The sequence below is a fragment of the Dietzia sp. 2505 genome (genome assembly GCF_040546785.1).
GTDB lineage: Bacteria > Actinomycetota > Actinomycetes > Mycobacteriales > Mycobacteriaceae > Dietzia.
Genome location: NZ_JBEPON010000006.1, coordinates 22,241 through 39,210, shown reverse-complemented (window position 1 = coordinate 39,210; position 16,970 = coordinate 22,241). Strand labels below are relative to the sequence as shown.

Sequence of the window (16,970 nt, the reverse complement as noted above, 5' to 3'; positions counted from 1 at the left end):
CCCGGTTCATCTGCTGTTCATGTTGTGGGACGGCAGAACCATTCGGGCGGCAGAGCCATCCGGACGGCAGAACTAGGCTGTCGCCATGTCCGCCTCCTCCCCGTTCCCGGCCCCGCATCCGGCGTTGGCCCCGCTCGCCGACGCGGTGGTCGCGCTACTCGACCGCGCGCGCACCGACCTCGGCGACCTGGTGGCCCTGCCCTCCGTCCACGGCAGCGAGCCGGACGCGTGCGCGAGGGCCTGCGAGCTGGTGCGCACCCTGATCGGCGAGTTACCCGTCCCCGGCCTCGGTCCGGACGCGGTGGAGGTCGTCGAGACCTCCGACGGCTCCCTGGCGGTGTTCGCCCACCGGCCCGCCGCTCCCGGCCGCCCCACCGTGCTCCTCTACAGCCACTACGACGTCCAGCCCGCCGGCGATCCCGACGAGTGGACCACGTCGCCGTGGGAGCTGACCGAGCGTGACGGCCGCTGGTACGGCCGTGGGTCCGCCGACTGCAAGGGCAACCTGGTCGCCCACCTCACCGCGCTGCGAGCCCTCGCCGCCCTGGGCGGGGCGGACGACCGGGAACACGACGACGACGAGGAGCGCACCGGCCGTCAGGGCCCGCCGGACCCACTGAACGGTCTGGGGATCAGGATCGTCGTCGAGGGCTCCGAGGAGACCGGCGGCGGGGGCCTGGACGATCTGGTGGCCACGCGGCCCGACCTCGTGGACGCCGACGCGATCCTCATCGCGGACTCCGGGAACGTCTCGGTGGGCGTGCCCACGCTCACGACGAGTCTCCGGGGGATCGCGAACGTCGTCGTCGTCGTGGACACCCTCGAGGCCGGGGTCCACTCCGGACAGTTCGGTGGCGCGGCGCCCGACGCCCTGGGCGCGCTCGTCTCGATCCTGGCCTCGCTCCGGGATCCCGGTACCGGCGCCACGACCGTCGACGGGTTGGACTTCTCCGGACGGTGGTCCGGGCAGCCGTATCCCGAGGAGACCTTCCGCGCCGACGCCGGGATCCTCGACGGGGTGGCCCCGTCGACGGCGGCCCCGGTGGCCGATCTGGTGTGGTCGCGACCGGCGGTCACCGTCCTGGGTATCGACTGCCCGCCGGTCGAGGGAGCGATCGCCGCCGTCCAACCGCGGGCCCGCGCCCTGGTCAACCTCCGCGTCCCGCCCGGTACGGACCCGGTCGAGGCGCAGGAGCTCCTCGCGGCGCACATCGAGCGGCGCCGTCCCTGGAACGCTCGCGTGTCGGTGGAGAAGGAGACGGTGGGGTACCCGTTCAGTTCGGTCCCCGCGGGAGGCTCGGACGCCGTACACGACCTGCTGTCGGAGTGCCTGGCGCAGGCGTACGGGAGGGCGGACGTGGCGGAGGTCGGTTCCGGCGGGTCGATCCCACTGTGCACGGCTCTGCGCGAGGCCCATCCACGGGCCGGCATCGCGTTGTTCGGGGTGGAGGATCCGGCCGCCGCGATCCACTCCCCCGACGAGAGCGTGGACCCACGGGAGATCGAGCGCATCGCGCTGGCCGAAGCGGCGTTCCTCCAGCGCTTCCGGTGACCTCGCTCCGCCGGACCGCGGTGCGTGACGCGGCCATGACGGGATCGGCGATACGCTCGCACGCGTGAACCACCGCCCGGACCTGGACCTGACCCTCCGTCTCTCGGCGTCCGCCGCCGACTCCCGCCGAGGGATCGTCCGCGCGCACCCGGAGGTGATCCTCGCGCTGGGGATGCGCGAGTGGGACGCGATCGAGATCGTGGGCGCCCGCACCACCGCGGCCGTGGTCGCCGCGGCCGCCGCCGGCTCCCCGAGTGGGGTCCTGGTGGTGGACGAGGTGATCGCCGCCAACTGCGGTCTGGGCGAGGACGCGCGGGTGACCGTCCGTGCGGCCCGGGTCACCGGCGCCCAGTCCGTGGAGGTCCAGGGCCTGCCGCCCGCGGGCCGGGGCGTGGCCGAGCGGGTGCTGCGGTCGGCGCTGCTGGGCAAGGTGGTGCGGGTGGGCGACTCCGTGACGCTGCTGCCCCGTGACCTCGGCCCCGACTACCCCACCGGCGACACCTCCCGCACCTTGCGCAACTCCATGGGTGTGCAGTGGAGCACTGAGCTGCTCACGGTCACCGCGACGGTTCCCGACGGGGTCGTGTCGGTCCAACCCACCACGGCGGTGGTCGCCACGGGCGCCGGAGCCGTCACGGGAGCCGCAGCCGTGACCCGCGCCGGGGCGGACGCAGGGTCACTCGCCGGAGCCGCCACGGGCGCCGGGTCGGGCACCGGCACGGGGGCCGGGACCACGTCGCGCGCCGGAGGACACTCCCCCGGCGGCGGGGGCCAGCCCTCCGCGGGAGCGGCGATCACCGCGGTCGACCGCGAGGACCTGGTGGGCGTGACCGACCAGGCCGAGGTGCTGGAGCAGTGGCTCGCCCTGGCACTGGACCGGGCGGAGCTCCTGCGCACCCTGGGCGCCTCCCCGCATCTCGGCGTGCTGGTGGCGGGCCCGCCCGGGGTCGGCAAGGCCACTCTGGTGCGGTCTGTCGCCGGAGACCGGCGACTGGAGGTGCTCGACGGCCCGTCCGTGGGGTCGCTGGACCCGGCGGGCCGCCTCGAAGCCGTCCGTGCCGCCGCCGAGAGGACCCGGGAGAACGGCGGGATCCTGCTCGTCACCGATGTGGACGCGCTGCTGCCCGCGCAGACCGAACCGGTGTCCACCCTGGTGCTGGACCGGCTGCGCTCTGTGGTCGCACATCCGGGATCGGTGCTGGTGGCCACGTGCGTGCGTCCCGAGGACGCCGACGCCCGGCTCCGGGAGCCCGACGTCTGCGATCGCGTCCTGGACCTGCCACTTCCCGGCTCCGCGGACCGTGCCGCCCTGCTCGGCGTGCTCTTGCGGGACGTGCCCAGCGGTGAGCTGGACCTGTCCGCGGTGGCGGACCGGACCCCCGGTTACGTGGCGGGAGACCTGCGTGCTCTCACCCGCGAGGCCGCGCTACGAGCCGCCGGCCGCGCCGCCGGCGGGAACGGTGGTACCGGCGGGAACGGTGGCGGTGGCGCGGGCGACGAGCCCGTGTCCGCCCGCCTGGAGCAGGACGACCTCATGGGCGCCATCGCCGTGATCCGGCCGCTGTCCCGCTCGGGGACCGAGGAGCTGAGCCTGGGATCGATCACCCTCGACGACGTCGGCGACATGGAGGAGGTGCGCCAGGCCCTCACCGAGACGGTCCTGTGGCCGCTCCAGCACCGCGACTCGTTCGAGCGCCTGGGCGTGCAACCACCGCGCGGCGTCCTGCTCTACGGGCCGCCCGGCTGTGGGAAGACCTTCGTCGTCCGCGCGCTGGCGGCGAGCGGCCGCCTGACGGTGCACATGGTCAAGGGCGCAGAGCTCATGGACAAGTGGGTCGGCTCGTCGGAGAAAGCGGTGCGGGACCTGTTCCGCAAGGCCCGGGACTCGGCCCCGTCGCTGGTGTTCCTCGACGAGATCGACGCCCTCGCCCCACGCCGCGGCCAGTCCGGGGACTCCGGGGTCGGGGACCGCGTCGTGGCGGCGCTGCTCACCGAGCTCGACGGCGCCGAGCCGCTGGGCGACGTGGTGATCCTGGGCGCGACCAACCGCCCCGAACTCATCGACCCGGCGCTGTTGCGGCCGGGCCGGCTCGAGCGACTCGTCTTCGTCCCCCCGCCGGACGCCGAGGCTCGCGCCGACATCCTGCGCGCGGCCGGCCGCAGTGTCCCGCTCGCCCACGACGTGGACCTGACCGCTCTCGCCGCTGACCTGGACGGCTACTCCGCGGCGGACTGCGCCGCCCTCCTGCGGGAGTCGGCCCTCACCGCCATGCGGCGCGACATCGACGCCGCCGAGGTCACCGCGGACGACGTGGCCCGTGCGCGACGGGTGGTCCCACCCTCGCTCGACCCCGACCAGGTCGAGAGCCTGCGGCTGTACGCCGATCGGCGGGAGAACTAGGCAGGCGGAGAACCCGGTCACGTCCGCTTGCCGCGGCACGCCCCCGCGGTTTAGAGTTCTCGGTCATGCGGAAGATTCTCGTAGTAACCGGACGTAACGGGGCCTGAAGACCGGCACCCCCGTTGCGTGGTTGCTCGATCTCCGTCGGTCCCCGCACCGACGTCTGAGACGAGAACCCCATGTACACCACCACCACCGCCACCTCCCCCGCCGGGACGACCTCCTGCCCCTTCGGCGAGCGCTTCGGTCGCCGGTTGCCGCGCGGCTTCGCCGACGAGGCGGCCGCACTGGACTGGCGCACGCTGGTCGACACCTACGCGCCGTCGACCGACCACTTCCACCTGGCCGACCTCACCCGCCGTCCGCTGGGCCGCGGGATCACCGCCTACGAGGCGATCCTGGCCACCCGCGACCCCTCCGCCCCGGGTGAGTTCACCGCCCACCGCCTGACCACCGAGTCCTGCGGAGACCTCACCGCCATGTCCGAGATGCTGGGCAGGATCGGGGCCCGCGTGGAGATCGAGCGGTTCCACCAATACGAGGGAGACGCGTTCGGCCGGACCGAGTCCTGGTGCACGATCCTGCGGGCCACCTGCGGGCGGCGCGCGACATGGGCCATGGGTTTCGGGCAGTCCCCGGGAGAGGCCTCGATCGCCGCGCTCCTGAGCGCGGCGACCCTGCTCCACCTGCGCTGAGTGAAGGCCTGTCGGTCACTTTCTGTAAAGTGATCGGCGAACCCCGACCCTGGTCGACCACCGGCACCCCGTCCTCTTCCGGCGGGGGCGTCCGCGCGTCGTTCTCCGGTCCACACGACGAGAGGAGCCGCCGGTGATCGCGATCCTCTCGGCCCACGCCGTGGCCACCCTGCTCGCGGTCCCCCTGGTCCTGAGGTTCGGTCGCCGAGCGTTCCTGGCGCTCGCCCTCGTACCGGCGGCGGGAGCGGTGTGGGTGGCCGCCAACCTGGGTCGCGTCCCCACCGAGTCCATCCAGTGGGCCCCCGGCATCCACCTCGCGCTCGATCTGCGGATGGATGCGTTGTCGGCACTGTTGGCGCTCATCGCCCTCGGCGTGGGCGCCCTGGTCCTGGTCTACTGCACCTGGTACTTCAAGGACGACGAACCCCGCCTGCACCTGTTCGCCGCCGAGCTCGTGGCCTTCGCCGGGGTCATGTTCGGCCTGGTGGTGGCCGACAACATGATCCTCCTCTACATCTTCTGGGAGATCACCTCGGTCCTGAGCTTCCTGTTGGTCGGTCACTACGCGGCGCGGGCCTCCGCCCGCCGCGCGGCCACCCAGGCCCTGCTCGTCACCACCCTCGGCGGTCTGGCGATGCTCGTCGGGTTGATCATCCTCGGCCAGGCCACCGGGTCCTACCTGATCAGCGACGTCGTCGCGTCGCCACCGTCGGGTCCGCTCATCCACTGGGCCCTGGTGCTGGTGATCATCGGCGCGGGGAGCAAGTCCGCGATCGCCCCGCTGCACTTCTGGCTCCCGGGCGCCATGTCGGCCCCCACGCCGGTGAGCGCGTACCTGCATTCCGCCGCGATGGTCAAAGCCGGGGTCTTCCTCGTCGCTGCCATGACCCCCGGACTGTCCGGATCGTCCACCTGGCAGCTCCCGCTCATCGTGCTGGGCCTGGTCTCGCTCCTCATGGCCGGGTGGCGCGCGCTGCGCGAGACGGATCTCAAGCTCGTGCTCGCGTTCGGCACCGTGAGTCAGCTGGGGTTCCTCCTCGTCCTGGTGGGCATCGGTTCACGTGACACGATGCTCGCCGGCCTGACGATGCTGCTCGCGCACTCCCTGTTCAAGTCGGCGTTGTTCATGTCCGTCGGCGTGATCGACAAGACCACCGGCACCCGGGAGATCCGGGACCTGTCGGGCCTCGGCCGGAAGCGACCCGCGCTCGCGGTCGTCTTCACCCTCGCCGCAGCCTCGATGGCGGGCCTGCCCCCCTTCCTCGGGTTCGTCGGGAAGGAGGCCGCGTTCGCCACGGTCCTGTCCGAGGAGCGACTGCACGGGATGCCGTCACTGGTCGTCACCGCGGGGCTCGTGGCGGGGTCCGTCCTCACCTTCTCCTACACGGCGCGCCTGGTCATGGGCGCCTTCCGGGCCAAGCGGTCCTTCCCCGACGGCATCAGCCCCGCCGTCGCCGCCTCCCGTCCGGCGGGTCCGCTGTTCCTCTCCGTCCCCGCCATCCTGGCCGTCTCCGGCCTGGTGCTGGGGTTGTGGAACGCGCCCGTCGAGAACCTCATCGCCCGGTACGTCGACGTGGCGTTCCCGCCCGGCAGTCCATGGCGCGGCCCCGAGGGCTACCACCTGGGCCTGTGGCACGGCATCGGCATCCCGCTCGCCCTCACCCTGGTGGTCTACGTGCTGGGCACCCTGCTCTACGTGGCGCAGCGGACCGTCGAGAGGATGCAGTTCGAGTCGCCTGCCCTCGGCAACGCCGACCGCATCTACGACGCCGTCCTGAAGTTCTTCGACACCCTCTCGTTGCGCCTGACGGCGAGCATCCAGCGAGGCTCCCTACCGCTCACCCTCGGGATCATCCTGGTGACCCTCGTGGTGTTCCCGTTCGTCTCACTCCTCGCCGGCACCCGCGAGGGCCTGCGCATGGAGTTGTCGGCGAACCCGGTCGTGCTGATCGTCATGATCCCCATGGCGCTCGCCGCGGTGGCCGCCGCGGTGCTGCGCAACCGCCTCGCCGCCGTGATCTGCATGTCCGTCACCGGCTACGGGCTCGCCGTGATCTTCGCCTTCCACGGCGCCCCGGACCTCGCGCTCACCCAGGCGCTCGTCGAGACGCTCCTGATGGTCGCGTTCGTGCTGGTCCTGCGCACGATGCCCGCCGAGGTGCCGCTCTCCAACGGGTTCCGCCGGCTCCGGGCCTGGCTCGGGATCGGCGTCGGGCTGCTCGTGGTGGTGACCGGCGCCTACGCGATCAACGCCCGCCAGCACCCGGCCGTCTCGCTCGTCTTCCCCGACATCGCGTACCAGATCGGCAACGGCGCCAACGCCGTCAACGTCACCCTCGTCGACATCCGCGCGTGGGACACCCTCGGCGAGATCACCGTCCTGCTGGTCGCCGCCACCGGAGTGGCCAGCCTCGTGTTCCGCAACCGCCGCTACGGTTCCGGCCCGCGCCTGGCCGACGTCGACAAGACCCGCTCGGGTCGGCGCGGTGTCGAGGCGGCCCGGATCGTCATCGAGGCGCCGGGGGCGACCCCCGGACGGTGGCTCGTCGGCGCCACCGTCCGCGACCCCCGCGCCCGTTCGCTGGTCCTCGAGGTCACCACCCGGCTCGTGTTCCCCACGATGATGGTCCTCAGCCTCTTCTTCTTCTTCGCCGGCCACAACAACCCCGGAGGCGGGTTCGCGGGCGGCCTGGTCGCCGGTCTGGCGCTGGTCCTGCGCTATCTCGCGGGCGGGCGCTACGAGCTCGGGGAGGCCATCCCGATCGACGCGGGCCGGATCCTCGGCCTCGGCCTGCTCCTGGCCGCCGGCACGGCCACCGCCTCCATGTTCTTCGGCGCCCCCGCCCTGTCGAGCGCCACGTTCGAGGCCACGATGCCCGTGTTCGGCGAGGTCAAGTTCGTCACGGCGCTGCTCTTCGACGCCGGCGTCTACCTCATCGTCGTCGGTCTGGTCCTGGACATCCTCCGCAGCCTGGGCGCCCGACTCGATCTGGACGCCGAGGACCTCGAGGAACTCCGCGCCATCTACGTGGACGCCACCGAGTCGCCGTCCACGGCCGCACTGCGCAGCGTCCCCGGCGTCGACGCCGACGGCGCGCGCTCCGATCTGGCCGCCCACCGCGCCGCCCGCCGCGAGGCCGCCGAGAACCAGGGCGCCCCGTCAGGAGGCAGGTCATGACCGCCGACTTCGGGTTGCTGCTGCTCGCCGGGCTCCTCTGCGCCGCCGGGGTCTACCTGCTGCTGGAGCGGGCGATCATCAAGATCCTGCTGGGGATCATGATCTTCTCCAACGGGATCAACCTGCTCCTGCTCGCCGCGGGGGGGCCGCCCGGCAGCCCGCCCATCATGGGGCGTGGCCGGAGCCCCGACGCCGCCGACTCGGACCCGCTGTCCCACGGGATGATCCTCACCGCGATCGTCATCACCGCCGGCGTCGGGGCCTTCATCCTGGCGTTGGCCTACCGCTCGTACCAGTTCACCACCGCCGACGAGGTCGCCGACGACGCCGAGGACACCAAGATCGCCAAGCGCTCGCCCGCCGACGCCTGGTCGGCGCCCGACCGGGACCTGTCCGACGACCACACCACCGGTCAACCCACCGAGCTGGGAGACCACGTCGACTACGACGACGAGGACCTGGAGGAGGCCGAGGCGGAAGCCGAAGCGGAGGCCCGCGAACGTGCTGCGGCCGCCTCGCGCGACCGCAGGCGGACGAGCCGGGACGACGGGACCCCGGACGACGGAAAGGAGGGTGGCCGGTGATCTCCCCCGAACTGTTCGGCTACCTCATCCCGTCCGTCGTCCTGATCCCCCTGCTCGCCGCGGCGCTGTGCCTGGTGGTCTCCCGTCGTCCCCGGGTGCAGAACATCATCACCATCGTCACCCTCACCGGGGTGCTGGTCATCGCCGGCATCCTGCTGGTGCTCACCGACCAACACGGCGTACACACCGTGCAGGTGGGCGGCTGGGACGCACCGGTCGGGATCACCCTGGTGGCGGACCGGCTCAGCGCCCTCATGCTCTGCGTGTCGGCCATCGTGCTGCTGACGGTGATCATCTACGCCGTGGGGCAGGGTGTCCGCGACGGGGACGGCGACCAGCCCACCTCGATCTTCCTCCCCACCTACCTGGCACTCGCGGCGGGACTGAACGCGGCGTTCATCGCCGGCGACCTGTTCAACCTGTTCGTCGGGTTCGAGATGCTGCTGGCCGCGTCCTACGTCCTGCTCACGCTCGGCGCCAGCCAGGAACGAGTCCGCGCTGGGGTCTCCTACACAGTCGTGTCGATGGTGTCGTCGATGGTGTTCCTGTTGGGCATCGCGCTGACCTATTCGGCCGCGGGCACGCTCAACCTGGCGCAGCTGTCCATCCGGATGGCCGAGGTGCCGGAGGGGCTGCGGAACACGATCTTCGCCGTCTTCCTGGTGGCCTTCGGCATCAAGGCCGCCGTGTTCCCCCTGTCGACCTGGCTGCCCGACTCCTACCCCACCGCTCCCGCCCCCGTCACCGCGGTGTTCGCCGGACTGCTGACCAAGGTGGGCGTCTACGCGATCATCCGCTTCCACACCCTCGTGTTCCCCGGCGGGTCGATGGACGGCGTCCTGCTGGTGGCGGGTCTGCTGACGATGGTGATCGGCATCCTCGGCGCGATCGCACAGTCGGACATCAAACGAATACTGTCGTTCACCCTCGTCAGCCACATCGGGTACATGATCTTCGGCATCGCCCTGTCGACCGGGTACGGGCTGAGTGCGGCGATCTACTACGTCGGCCACCACATCATCGTGCAGACGACCCTGTTCCTGGTGGTCGGGCTGATCGAACGGCAGGCCGGGTCGTCCTCACTGCGCCGCCTGGGGTCACTCGCCGTGGCCAGCCCCGTCCTCGCCGTGGTCTTTCTCATCCCCGCACTCAACCTCGGCGGGATCCCGCCCTTCTCCGGCTTCATCGGCAAGCTCGCGGTGGTGCAGGCCGGTGCCGAGGTCGGCGGGCCGCTCATGTGGGTGCTCATCGCCGGGGCCATGGTCACCAGCCTGCTGACGCTCTACGTGGTGGTCCGCGTGTGGTCCAAGGCGTTCTGGCGCCCCCGCGCCGACGCTCCCGAGGGCGCGGTGGCCCTGGCCAAGCCGCTGGCCCTGCTGCCCTCCGACGAGTACGTGGAGTTCGACGAGCGCGAGGAGGTGGGCCGGATGCCGCTGAGCATGCTCGCCCCCACCATGGCCCTCATCGTGGTCTCCTTGTTGATGACGGTCTTCGCCGGACCGCTGCTCGGGGTCACCGACCGGGCTGCCGAGAGCCTCATGGAGCGGCATGACTACCTGGACACCATCCCCCTCGATTCCACGCCCGAACGCTACGTCGACTCCGTGACGGGGGTGCGCTGACATGGCCCGCAGGATAAGAGCCCGTCTCGACCCCCGGGTCGTCGGGTCCCGCGTGTTCATGATGCTGTGGCTGACGGTCGCCTGGGTCATGCTGTGGGGGCCGGTCGAGGTCGGCACGATCGTCGCCGGGGTGCTTGTCGCGATCGTGGTGATGGTGTTGCTCCCACTGCCCCGAGTCCCGGTGGAGGGCCTGCTCAGGCCTGTGTCCACGGCGTGGCTGGTGATCGTGGTGGCCTACTACCTCGTCCGCTCGTCGATCGCCGTGGCGTGGTTGTCCGTGCGCCCGCAGGCTCCGCCCCGGTCCGCCGTGCTCAGGGCACCGATGCGGCTCAAATCGGACTTCACCCTCGCCCTGGCCGTCAACACCCTGAACCTCATGCCCGGCGGCATCGTCGTGCGCGTCGACCCGGTGGCCCGGTACGTGTACGTCCACGTCCTGGACGCCGGGAGTCCCGAGGCGGTCGAGAGGTTCCGTCGCCAGACCGCCCACGTGGAACAGTTGTACGTGAGGGCGTTCGAACGTCCCGAGGACTGGAGACCCAGTCCGCAGCACTATTGCGCCCCGGCAGAGGAATACGGGAGCAGCGGCCCGGACCGCGTCGACGACCGCGCCCACGACCTCGCACCCGAACCTGTACGAGACAGCCCCGTACGCGACAGCGAGGAGCACCGATGAGCCTGTCACTGCTGCTGTGGAGCGCGGCCGTGGTCGCCCTGACGCTCGCACTGTTCACCACGATGATCCGCCTGATCGGTGGACCCAACACCCTCGACCGGCTGATCTCGCTGGACATGCTCGCCGCCATCGCGCAGTGCGGGGTCGGCGTGTACATCGCCTGGAGCAAGGACACGACCGCCGCGGCCGCTCTCGTGGCGTTGGCGCTGGTCGCCTTCCTCGGATCGGTGTCCGTGGCCCGGTTCCGGGTCAGCGACTCCACCGGCGTCCACAAGGAGGCCCTCACATGACCGACGACCCCAGGGAGATCGTCTCCGCGCTGTTCGTCCTCGCCGGGGCCCTGCTGACCCTCGCCAGCGCCATCGGCCTGGTGCGCTTCCGCGACACCCTGAGCCGGATGCACCCGGCCGCCAAACCACAGGTGCTGGGCCTGGTGCTCGTGCTGTTCGGCGCCAGCGTCCGGATCTTCCCCCACATCGACCTGGGGATGCTCCTGCTGGCCGGGATCGTGGCCGTGTGCACCGCGCCCGTGATCGCCAACCGCGTGGGCAACCTGGCGTATCACGAGAGCGTCGAGGACGGCACCATCACCCACGAGGCCCCGGTCCTGGAGAAGTTCCAGGCGAGCGAGGCCAACCGCAAGAACACGCCCTGACCGGGCGTCGACGACCCGAGCCCCGCTCCCCTTCGCAGGGGCGGGGCTCGTTCGCTGGCGCGGGGCCGGTTACCGGGAGATCAGGGGGCCGGCTGCGCGGGCGGGGCGGCGGGTTCGGCCTGCCCCTCGCCGGGCTGATCCTCGACCGGGACCTCCACGAGGATGTCCTCCTCGCCCTCGACTGCGCCCTCGGCACCCTCGACCTCGGCCTCGTCCGCGTTCTCCTCCGCCTCCGAGCCCGCCTCGCCCGTGTAGGTGGGCAGGGTGTACGGGGCGTCGGGATCCGCGGGCTGCTCGTTGGGCGGGGTACACGCGGTCACGGCGAACGCGAGTGCGAATGCGGGAACCGCGACCATGAGGCGGCGGGCGGTCTGACGCGGGGCCATGAGGGCTCCTTCGATCTCGGAAAGCTGCAGGTCGCTGAGAGCACGCGCCCCGGCGGGCAGAGTGCGTGGGCTCATCATATCCTCAGCCGTCAGCGGTCGAGGTCCTGGGTGACGATCACGATCACGCCGGGGGTACCCACCTCGAGATCGGCGGGCCGGGGCAGGGCGGGGATGCCCAGCTGGGCAGCGACGGCCTCGGCGGCCTGGCGCTCACCGGCGCCGGTTCCGAAGTACACGGTCGACTCGGACACCACCGGCCGGTTGGAGGGCAGGTTGGCCACCTCTCCGACGGCGAAGCCGGACTCGCGGAGGGCTTCACCTGTCCGGCCGGCGAGCCCGGAGACGTTGCTGTTGTTGAAGACCTGGACGGGCACCGAGGTCACCGCCGGCGCGCCGCCGGGCTGATCGGCGGGAGGCGGCGAGGCGGGCTCGGCGGGCTGGCCGGGAACCGCCTGACCGTCGGGGGAGCCCTGCGGGTCCTGGCCGGCGGGGGCGTCCCCGGTTTGTCCCGGGTCGACGGCCTGACCCTGCTCGGGCTGCTCGACCTGCGCGGTGTCCTGGTCGGCGGCGGTCGGGGTCTCGTCGTCGCCCCCGAACAGCTGGACGAGCCCGATGCCGATCGCCAGGACCACGGCGGCGAGGAGGACCATCGCGATGGCCCGGTAGGGAGGGCCGGTCGGCTCATCCGGGTCGGGACCGACCGCGGCGTCGCCAGCGGGCGCGCCCGGGCCGTAGGGATCGTACTGCGAGGTTTCGGGCTGGGAGCTCACGCCGGTGAGTGTAGGTCAGTCGAGTCGCATTCCCAGGTTGCGCGCCGCGCGAGCCTTCTGACGACTGCTCCGCATGCGCCGCAGCCGCTTGACGAGCAGCGGGTCCGCGGCCAGCGCCTCGGGGCGGTCGATGAGGTCGTTGAGGATCTGGAAGTAGCGCGTGCCGGACATCTCGAACTTCTGCCGGATCGCCTCCTCCTTGGAGCCGGCGAACTTCCACCACTGCCGCTCGAACTCGAGCATGGCCTGGTCCCGGTCGGACAGGACCGGGTCGGCGGCGTGCAGCTCGGCCGCGGGTTGAGTCCCCGATTCGAGTTGCGGCCCGCGTGCCGCAGTAGCTGATCGACCCATGCGCGCGCCTCCTGTGTCCGGATCACACCGTTGTGATTCCCCCGTAGTGAACCACACGGATCCGACACCCTGCCAGGTGCGCACTAGGATCGTCTGCCATGGCCGTCCTGCCCATCGTCATCCTCGGCGATCCCGCCCTCCACGCCCCCACCGAGCCCGTCACCGGGTCCCCGGAGGAGATCCGCGACCTCGTCCGCGACCTCTACGAGACGATGGACGCCGCCAATGGCGTGGGGCTGGCCGCCAATCAGGTGGGCGTACGAAGGCGGGTGTTCGTCTACGACTGCCCCGACCTGGACACCGAGGACGGCGAGGGCGTCTCACGCGAGGACGTCGAGGCCCGTGGCGGCTGGATCAACCGGCGCGGCTGCGTGATCAATCCGGTGTTGGAGACCTCCGAGATCCCGGAGACCATGCCGGACCCGGAGGAGGACCTCGAGGGGTGCCTGTCCGTCCCCGGCGTGAACTTCCCGCGCGGGCGCGCCTGGTGGGCCCGGGTCACCGGCACCGACGAGAACGGCGAGCCGGTCTCGGTGGAGGGCTACGGCCTGTTCGCGCGGTGCCTGCAGCACGAGGTGGGCCACCTCGACGGCGTCCTCTACACGGACGGACTCATCGGCCGGAACCGCAAGGCCGCCAAGCGGCACATCCGCGACGCCGGCTGGGGCGTGCCCGGGCTGAGCTGGGACCCGACCACCGATCCCGATCCGTTCGCCGACGAGGAGGACGACGACGACGAGGCCACCGACCTCCATGGCTGAGCAGGACCGGGGTCTGGCGGACCGGTCCCGGTGGAACGCCGGCAGAGGCGTGGAGGTGGGGATGCGCGTGGTGGTACGTCGTCATCTGGAGGCCGGGCAGAGTTCGCACCTCTACACCGACGTCATCGGGCACGTGATCGCGCTGGACCCCGATCTGGTGGTGCGCCGGGAGTCGGGCGAGGAGGTGCGGATCGCAGACCCCGATATCGCCGTGCTCAAGGTGTTGCCGCCCCGCCCGGTCCGGGCCCGCGACGTCCGAGCCCACGAGTACGCGGGTGCGCTGGCGTGGCCGGGTACCGAGTTCGAGCTGGTGGACGGCTGGTTCTGCCGCGCCGGGGACGACTGGTCCTATCGCGGGAACTCGGCGGTCCCGGTGCTGCCGTGGGCCAGTTGCCTGGAACTCGACGGGGTCCGCGACTGGTACTCCGCGCGCGGTCTGCCGCTACGCCTGGTGGCCGTGGACCGGTTGGTGGACGCCGACCGGATGATGCTCGACGGGGTACCGGTGGATCCCGCACGGGTGAGCGCGGATCGGGAACTGCTGCTGTGCACCGCCGACAGCCTCGATCTATTGGCCCGCGTGGACGCCACGGTCCCCGCCGGTGCCCGCCCCGAGGTGGTATTGGCCGACTCCCCCGAGGACGACTGGCTCGCGCTCTACCACGCCACCGCGGGCCTGGAGCCCGACCGCGTCCGGCCCGCGATGCTGGCGACCGCGGGACTGGGCGGGGGTGACCAGGGCGGCGCAGGACCGGAGAGCGGCGAGCCGGGGCCGGGCGGGCACGTGGTGTTCGCGCGCGTGGAGCACGACGGTGACCTGGCCGCGATCGCCCGCGGTGCCGTCACCACCGGGCCGGACGGGGCTCCCCGCGTCGCGGTGTCGTGCGTGCAGACCGCCGACGCCCACCGCCGCCGCGGGCTCGCCGAGGTGGTCACCGGCGCGCTCGTCGAGTGGGGACGGACGCTGGGTGCGCAGGAGTGTCACCTCCACGTGTTCGCGGACAACTCGGCCGGTCGCGGCCTGTGGGCCAAGCTCGGGTTGGCCCCGCATCATTCGATGCGTCACCTCGTCGTCGTCGAGGGTTCGGCTCCACGGTCCGCGCGATCCGACCCGGGGTAATAGACTGCTCGCCATGCGCCTGGCCACCTGGAATGTGAACTCGATCAGAGCTCGACGGGACCGGGTCGTGGCCTGGCTGGAACGCTCGGACGTGGACGTGCTGGCCATGCAGGAGACCAAGTGCAAGGACGACCAGTTCCCGCACGAGGCCTTCGAGGAGCTGGGGTACCAGGTCGCCCACCACGGGCTCAGCCAATGGAACGGCGTGGCCGTGGCCTCGCGGGTGGGGCTCGACGACGTCCGGCTGGGCTTCGACGAGATGCCCGGTTTCCACAAGGACCCCGAGGTCACGCAGGACCCGGAGGCACGCGCCATCTCGGCGGTGTGCGACGGCGTCCGCGTCTACAGCCTCTACGTGCCCAACGGCCGCGAACTGGCGGATCCGCACTACACCTACAAGCTCGAGTGGCTGGCCCGGCTCCGCGACCACGCCTCCGCCGAGCTCGCCGCCGACCCGGCCGCGCAGGTGGCGCTGGTGGGCGACTGGAACGTGGCACCCCACGACGACGACGTGTGGGACATGGAGGTCTTCGACGGCAAGACCCACGTCTCGGAGCCCGAACGGCAGGCCTTCGCCGCCTTCGACGGAGCGGGCTTCCGCGAGGTCACCCGCGAATACACCCCGGGCCCCGGCGTCTACACCTACTGGGACTACACCCAGCTGCGCTTCCCCAAGAAGCAGGGCATGCGCATCGACTTCCAGCTGCACTCACCGGAGCTGGCGGCACGGGTGACGGGCGCGTTCATCGACCGCGAGGAACGCAAGGGCAAGGGCGCCTCCGACCACGCGCCCGTCGTCGTGGACCTCGACTAGCACCGCCACCTCGTCTCAGCACCAGGAGCTCCCACCGATGTCCACGTTCCAACTCCGTCACTACATCGACCGGCTGCGCGCCGAGGGCTTCACCGTCCGCGACGACCACGGTGAGGACCCCGACCTCATCGACATCAACGGCCGGGCCGTGGACACGTGGCGGGAGAACTACCCGTACGACCACCGGCTGGACCGCAACCAGTACGAGGTCGAGAAGTACCTGCTGCAGATCGAGCTGCTCAAGTTCCAGAACTGGCAGGCCGAGTCGGGTCACCGGCACGTGATCGTGTTCGAGGGCCGGGACGCCGCCGGCAAGGGCGGGACCATCAAGCGGTTCACCGAGTACATCAACGTGCGCCAGGCCCGCGTGGTGGCGCTGATCAAGCCCACCGAGACCGAGCTGTACCAGTGGTATTTCCAGCGCTACATCAGCCATCTGCCCACCCGCGGCGAGCTCGTGATGTTCGACCGGTCCTGGTACAACCGGGCCGGTGTCGAGCGGGTGATGGGGTTCTGCACCGACGCGCAGTACTCCACGTTCATGGAGCAGGCGCCCATGTTCGAGAAGATGCTCGTGGAGTCCGGAATCGGGCTGACCAAGTTCTGGTTCTCGGTCACCCGGGAGGAGCAGAAGACCCGGTTCGCGATCCGTCAGCTGGACCCGGTCCGGCGGTGGAAGCTCTCCCCGATGGACCTGGAATCCCTGGACAAGTGGGACAAGTACACCGCCGCCAAGGAGGAGATGTTCCGGCGCACCGACACCGACTGGGCGCCCTGGATCACCATCAAGTCCAACGACAAGAAGCGGGCGCGCATCAACGCGATGCGCCACTTCCTCAACCAGTTCGACTACCCGGAGAAAGACCCGCAGGTCGTGTTCGAGCCCGACCCGAAGATCGTCCGTCGCGGCAAGGTCGCCGTCGGGGACTGACCCCACAGGAATCCGGGGAATGTCTGCGCGACGCCGCGCATTGCACAGGGTATGAGCCACACGAATGATCCGACCGTCATCACGCGCCTGCTCTCGGATCGCGGGCGGTGGGCCGTGGTGGGCCTGTCTTCGAACGCCGGACGCACCGCGTACGGGATCGCCGCCTACGTCCGGGACCTGGGCCACGAGATCGTGCCGGTCCATCCGAAGGCCGAGACGGTCCACGGGCAGAAGGGCTACCCGGACCTGGCGTCGGTGCCCGGGGACATCGATGTCGTGAACGTGTTCGTCAACTCGCACCTCGCGGGCGGAGTCATCGACGACGCCATCGCCCGGGGGGCGAAGGCCGTCTGGCTGCAACAGGGGGTCGTCGACGAGGACGCCGCCAAGCGGGCCGCGGAGGCCGGTCTCGACGTGGTGATGGACACGTGCCCGGCCATCGAGGCGCCGCGACTGGGGCTGATCTAAAGGCGC

The 16,970-nt window shown here is 71.3% G+C and carries 17 protein-coding genes; 14 read left to right on the top strand and 3 right to left on the bottom strand.

All coding sequences use genetic code 11. The features are described from left to right. Positions 1 to 85 precede the first annotated feature (85 nt). From ABIE38_RS12200 to ABIE38_RS12160, 9 genes are all read left to right on the top strand, one after another. Positions 86 to 1,552 (top strand): M20/M25/M40 family metallo-hydrolase, encoded by a 1,467-nt coding sequence (locus ABIE38_RS12200; RefSeq protein WP_354056614.1) that lies wholly within the window; start codon positions 86 to 88, stop codon positions 1,550 to 1,552. A gap of 64 nt (positions 1,553 to 1,616) precedes the next feature. Then, positions 1,617 to 3,953, top strand: a complete 2,337-nt coding sequence (locus ABIE38_RS12195) for an AAA family ATPase (protein WP_354056612.1) — start codon at positions 1,617 to 1,619, stop codon at positions 3,951 to 3,953. Between the two features lie 179 nt (positions 3,954 to 4,132). Then, positions 4,133 to 4,648, top strand: a complete 516-nt coding sequence (locus ABIE38_RS12190; RefSeq protein WP_354056610.1) for a hypothetical protein — start codon at positions 4,133 to 4,135, stop codon at positions 4,646 to 4,648. 133 nt (positions 4,649 to 4,781) lie between these two features. Next, positions 4,782 to 7,826: a Na+/H+ antiporter subunit A gene (locus ABIE38_RS12185; protein WP_354056608.1), complete on the top strand. Its 3,045-nt coding sequence runs from the start codon at positions 4,782 to 4,784 to the stop codon at positions 7,824 to 7,826. Further along, positions 7,823 to 8,410, top strand: a complete 588-nt coding sequence (locus ABIE38_RS12180) for a Na(+)/H(+) antiporter subunit C (RefSeq protein WP_354056606.1) — start codon at positions 7,823 to 7,825, stop codon at positions 8,408 to 8,410. Before ABIE38_RS12185 ends, ABIE38_RS12180 begins: the two co-directional genes overlap by 4 nt. Next, positions 8,407 to 10,032, top strand: a complete 1,626-nt coding sequence (locus ABIE38_RS12175; RefSeq protein WP_182652306.1) for a Na+/H+ antiporter subunit D — start codon at positions 8,407 to 8,409, stop codon at positions 10,030 to 10,032. The genes ABIE38_RS12180 and ABIE38_RS12175 overlap by 4 nt, the downstream gene beginning before the upstream one ends. 1 nt (position 10,033) lies before the next feature. Beyond that, a complete protein-coding gene (locus ABIE38_RS12170; protein WP_354056604.1) occupies positions 10,034 to 10,708 on the top strand; it encodes a Na+/H+ antiporter subunit E in 675 nt (224 codons plus the stop codon). Beyond that, positions 10,705 to 10,998: a monovalent cation/H+ antiporter complex subunit F gene (locus ABIE38_RS12165; protein ID WP_182610648.1), complete on the top strand. Its 294-nt coding sequence runs from the start codon at positions 10,705 to 10,707 to the stop codon at positions 10,996 to 10,998. Before ABIE38_RS12170 ends, ABIE38_RS12165 begins: the two co-directional genes overlap by 4 nt. Further along, positions 10,995 to 11,363, top strand: a complete 369-nt coding sequence (locus ABIE38_RS12160) for a cation:proton antiporter (RefSeq protein WP_182610647.1) — start codon at positions 10,995 to 10,997, stop codon at positions 11,361 to 11,363. The genes ABIE38_RS12165 and ABIE38_RS12160 overlap by 4 nt, the downstream gene beginning before the upstream one ends. 80 nt (positions 11,364 to 11,443) lie before the next feature. On the opposite strand, the gene ABIE38_RS12155 is transcribed toward ABIE38_RS12160, so the two are convergent. Genes ABIE38_RS12155 through napA form a run of 3 tightly spaced genes read right to left on the bottom strand, consistent with a single transcriptional unit; the run spans position 11,444 to position 12,870 of the window. After that, positions 11,444 to 11,824 carry a hypothetical protein gene (locus ABIE38_RS12155; RefSeq protein ID WP_354056602.1) on the bottom strand — a complete coding sequence of 127 codons (381 nt, stop codon included), beginning with the start codon at positions 11,822 to 11,824 and terminating at the stop codon, positions 11,444 to 11,446. Positions 11,825 to 11,838: 14 nt separating this feature from the next. Next, positions 11,839 to 12,519 carry a LytR C-terminal domain-containing protein gene (locus ABIE38_RS12150; RefSeq protein WP_354056600.1) on the bottom strand — a complete coding sequence of 227 codons (681 nt, stop codon included), beginning with the start codon at positions 12,517 to 12,519 and terminating at the stop codon, positions 11,839 to 11,841. Between the two features lie 15 nt (positions 12,520 to 12,534). Continuing rightward, complete coding sequence (gene napA, locus ABIE38_RS12145; RefSeq protein WP_354056598.1) at positions 12,535 to 12,870, bottom strand: nucleoid-associated protein NapA; 336 nt, start codon at positions 12,868 to 12,870, stop codon at positions 12,535 to 12,537. Positions 12,871 to 12,968: 98 nt separating this feature from the next. Here napA and ABIE38_RS12140 point away from each other — a divergent pair, with 98 nt between their 5' ends. The 5 genes from ABIE38_RS12140 to ABIE38_RS12120 are packed head-to-tail and all read left to right on the top strand — an operon-like array spanning position 12,969 to position 16,964. Beyond that, the gene (locus ABIE38_RS12140) at positions 12,969 to 13,631 is read left to right on the top strand and encodes a peptide deformylase (protein ID WP_354056596.1); all 663 of its coding nucleotides are present in this window, start codon (positions 12,969 to 12,971) and stop codon (positions 13,629 to 13,631) included. Further along, complete coding sequence (locus ABIE38_RS12135; RefSeq protein ID WP_354056594.1) at positions 13,624 to 14,751, top strand: GNAT family N-acetyltransferase; 1,128 nt, start codon at positions 13,624 to 13,626, stop codon at positions 14,749 to 14,751. The genes ABIE38_RS12140 and ABIE38_RS12135 overlap by 8 nt, the downstream gene beginning before the upstream one ends. Before the next feature lie 13 nt (positions 14,752 to 14,764). Further along, the gene (locus ABIE38_RS12130) at positions 14,765 to 15,565 is read left to right on the top strand and encodes an exodeoxyribonuclease III (RefSeq protein ID WP_354056592.1); all 801 of its coding nucleotides are present in this window, start codon (positions 14,765 to 14,767) and stop codon (positions 15,563 to 15,565) included. A 37-nt stretch (positions 15,566 to 15,602) separates the two neighbouring features. Next, positions 15,603 to 16,496 (top strand): polyphosphate kinase 2, encoded by an 894-nt coding sequence (gene ppk2, locus ABIE38_RS12125; protein WP_354056590.1) that lies wholly within the window; start codon positions 15,603 to 15,605, stop codon positions 16,494 to 16,496. A gap of 51 nt (positions 16,497 to 16,547) precedes the next feature. Continuing rightward, positions 16,548 to 16,964: a CoA-binding protein gene (locus tag ABIE38_RS12120; RefSeq protein ID WP_354056588.1), complete on the top strand. Its 417-nt coding sequence runs from the start codon at positions 16,548 to 16,550 to the stop codon at positions 16,962 to 16,964. The last annotated feature ends 6 nt before the right edge of the window (positions 16,965 to 16,970 follow it).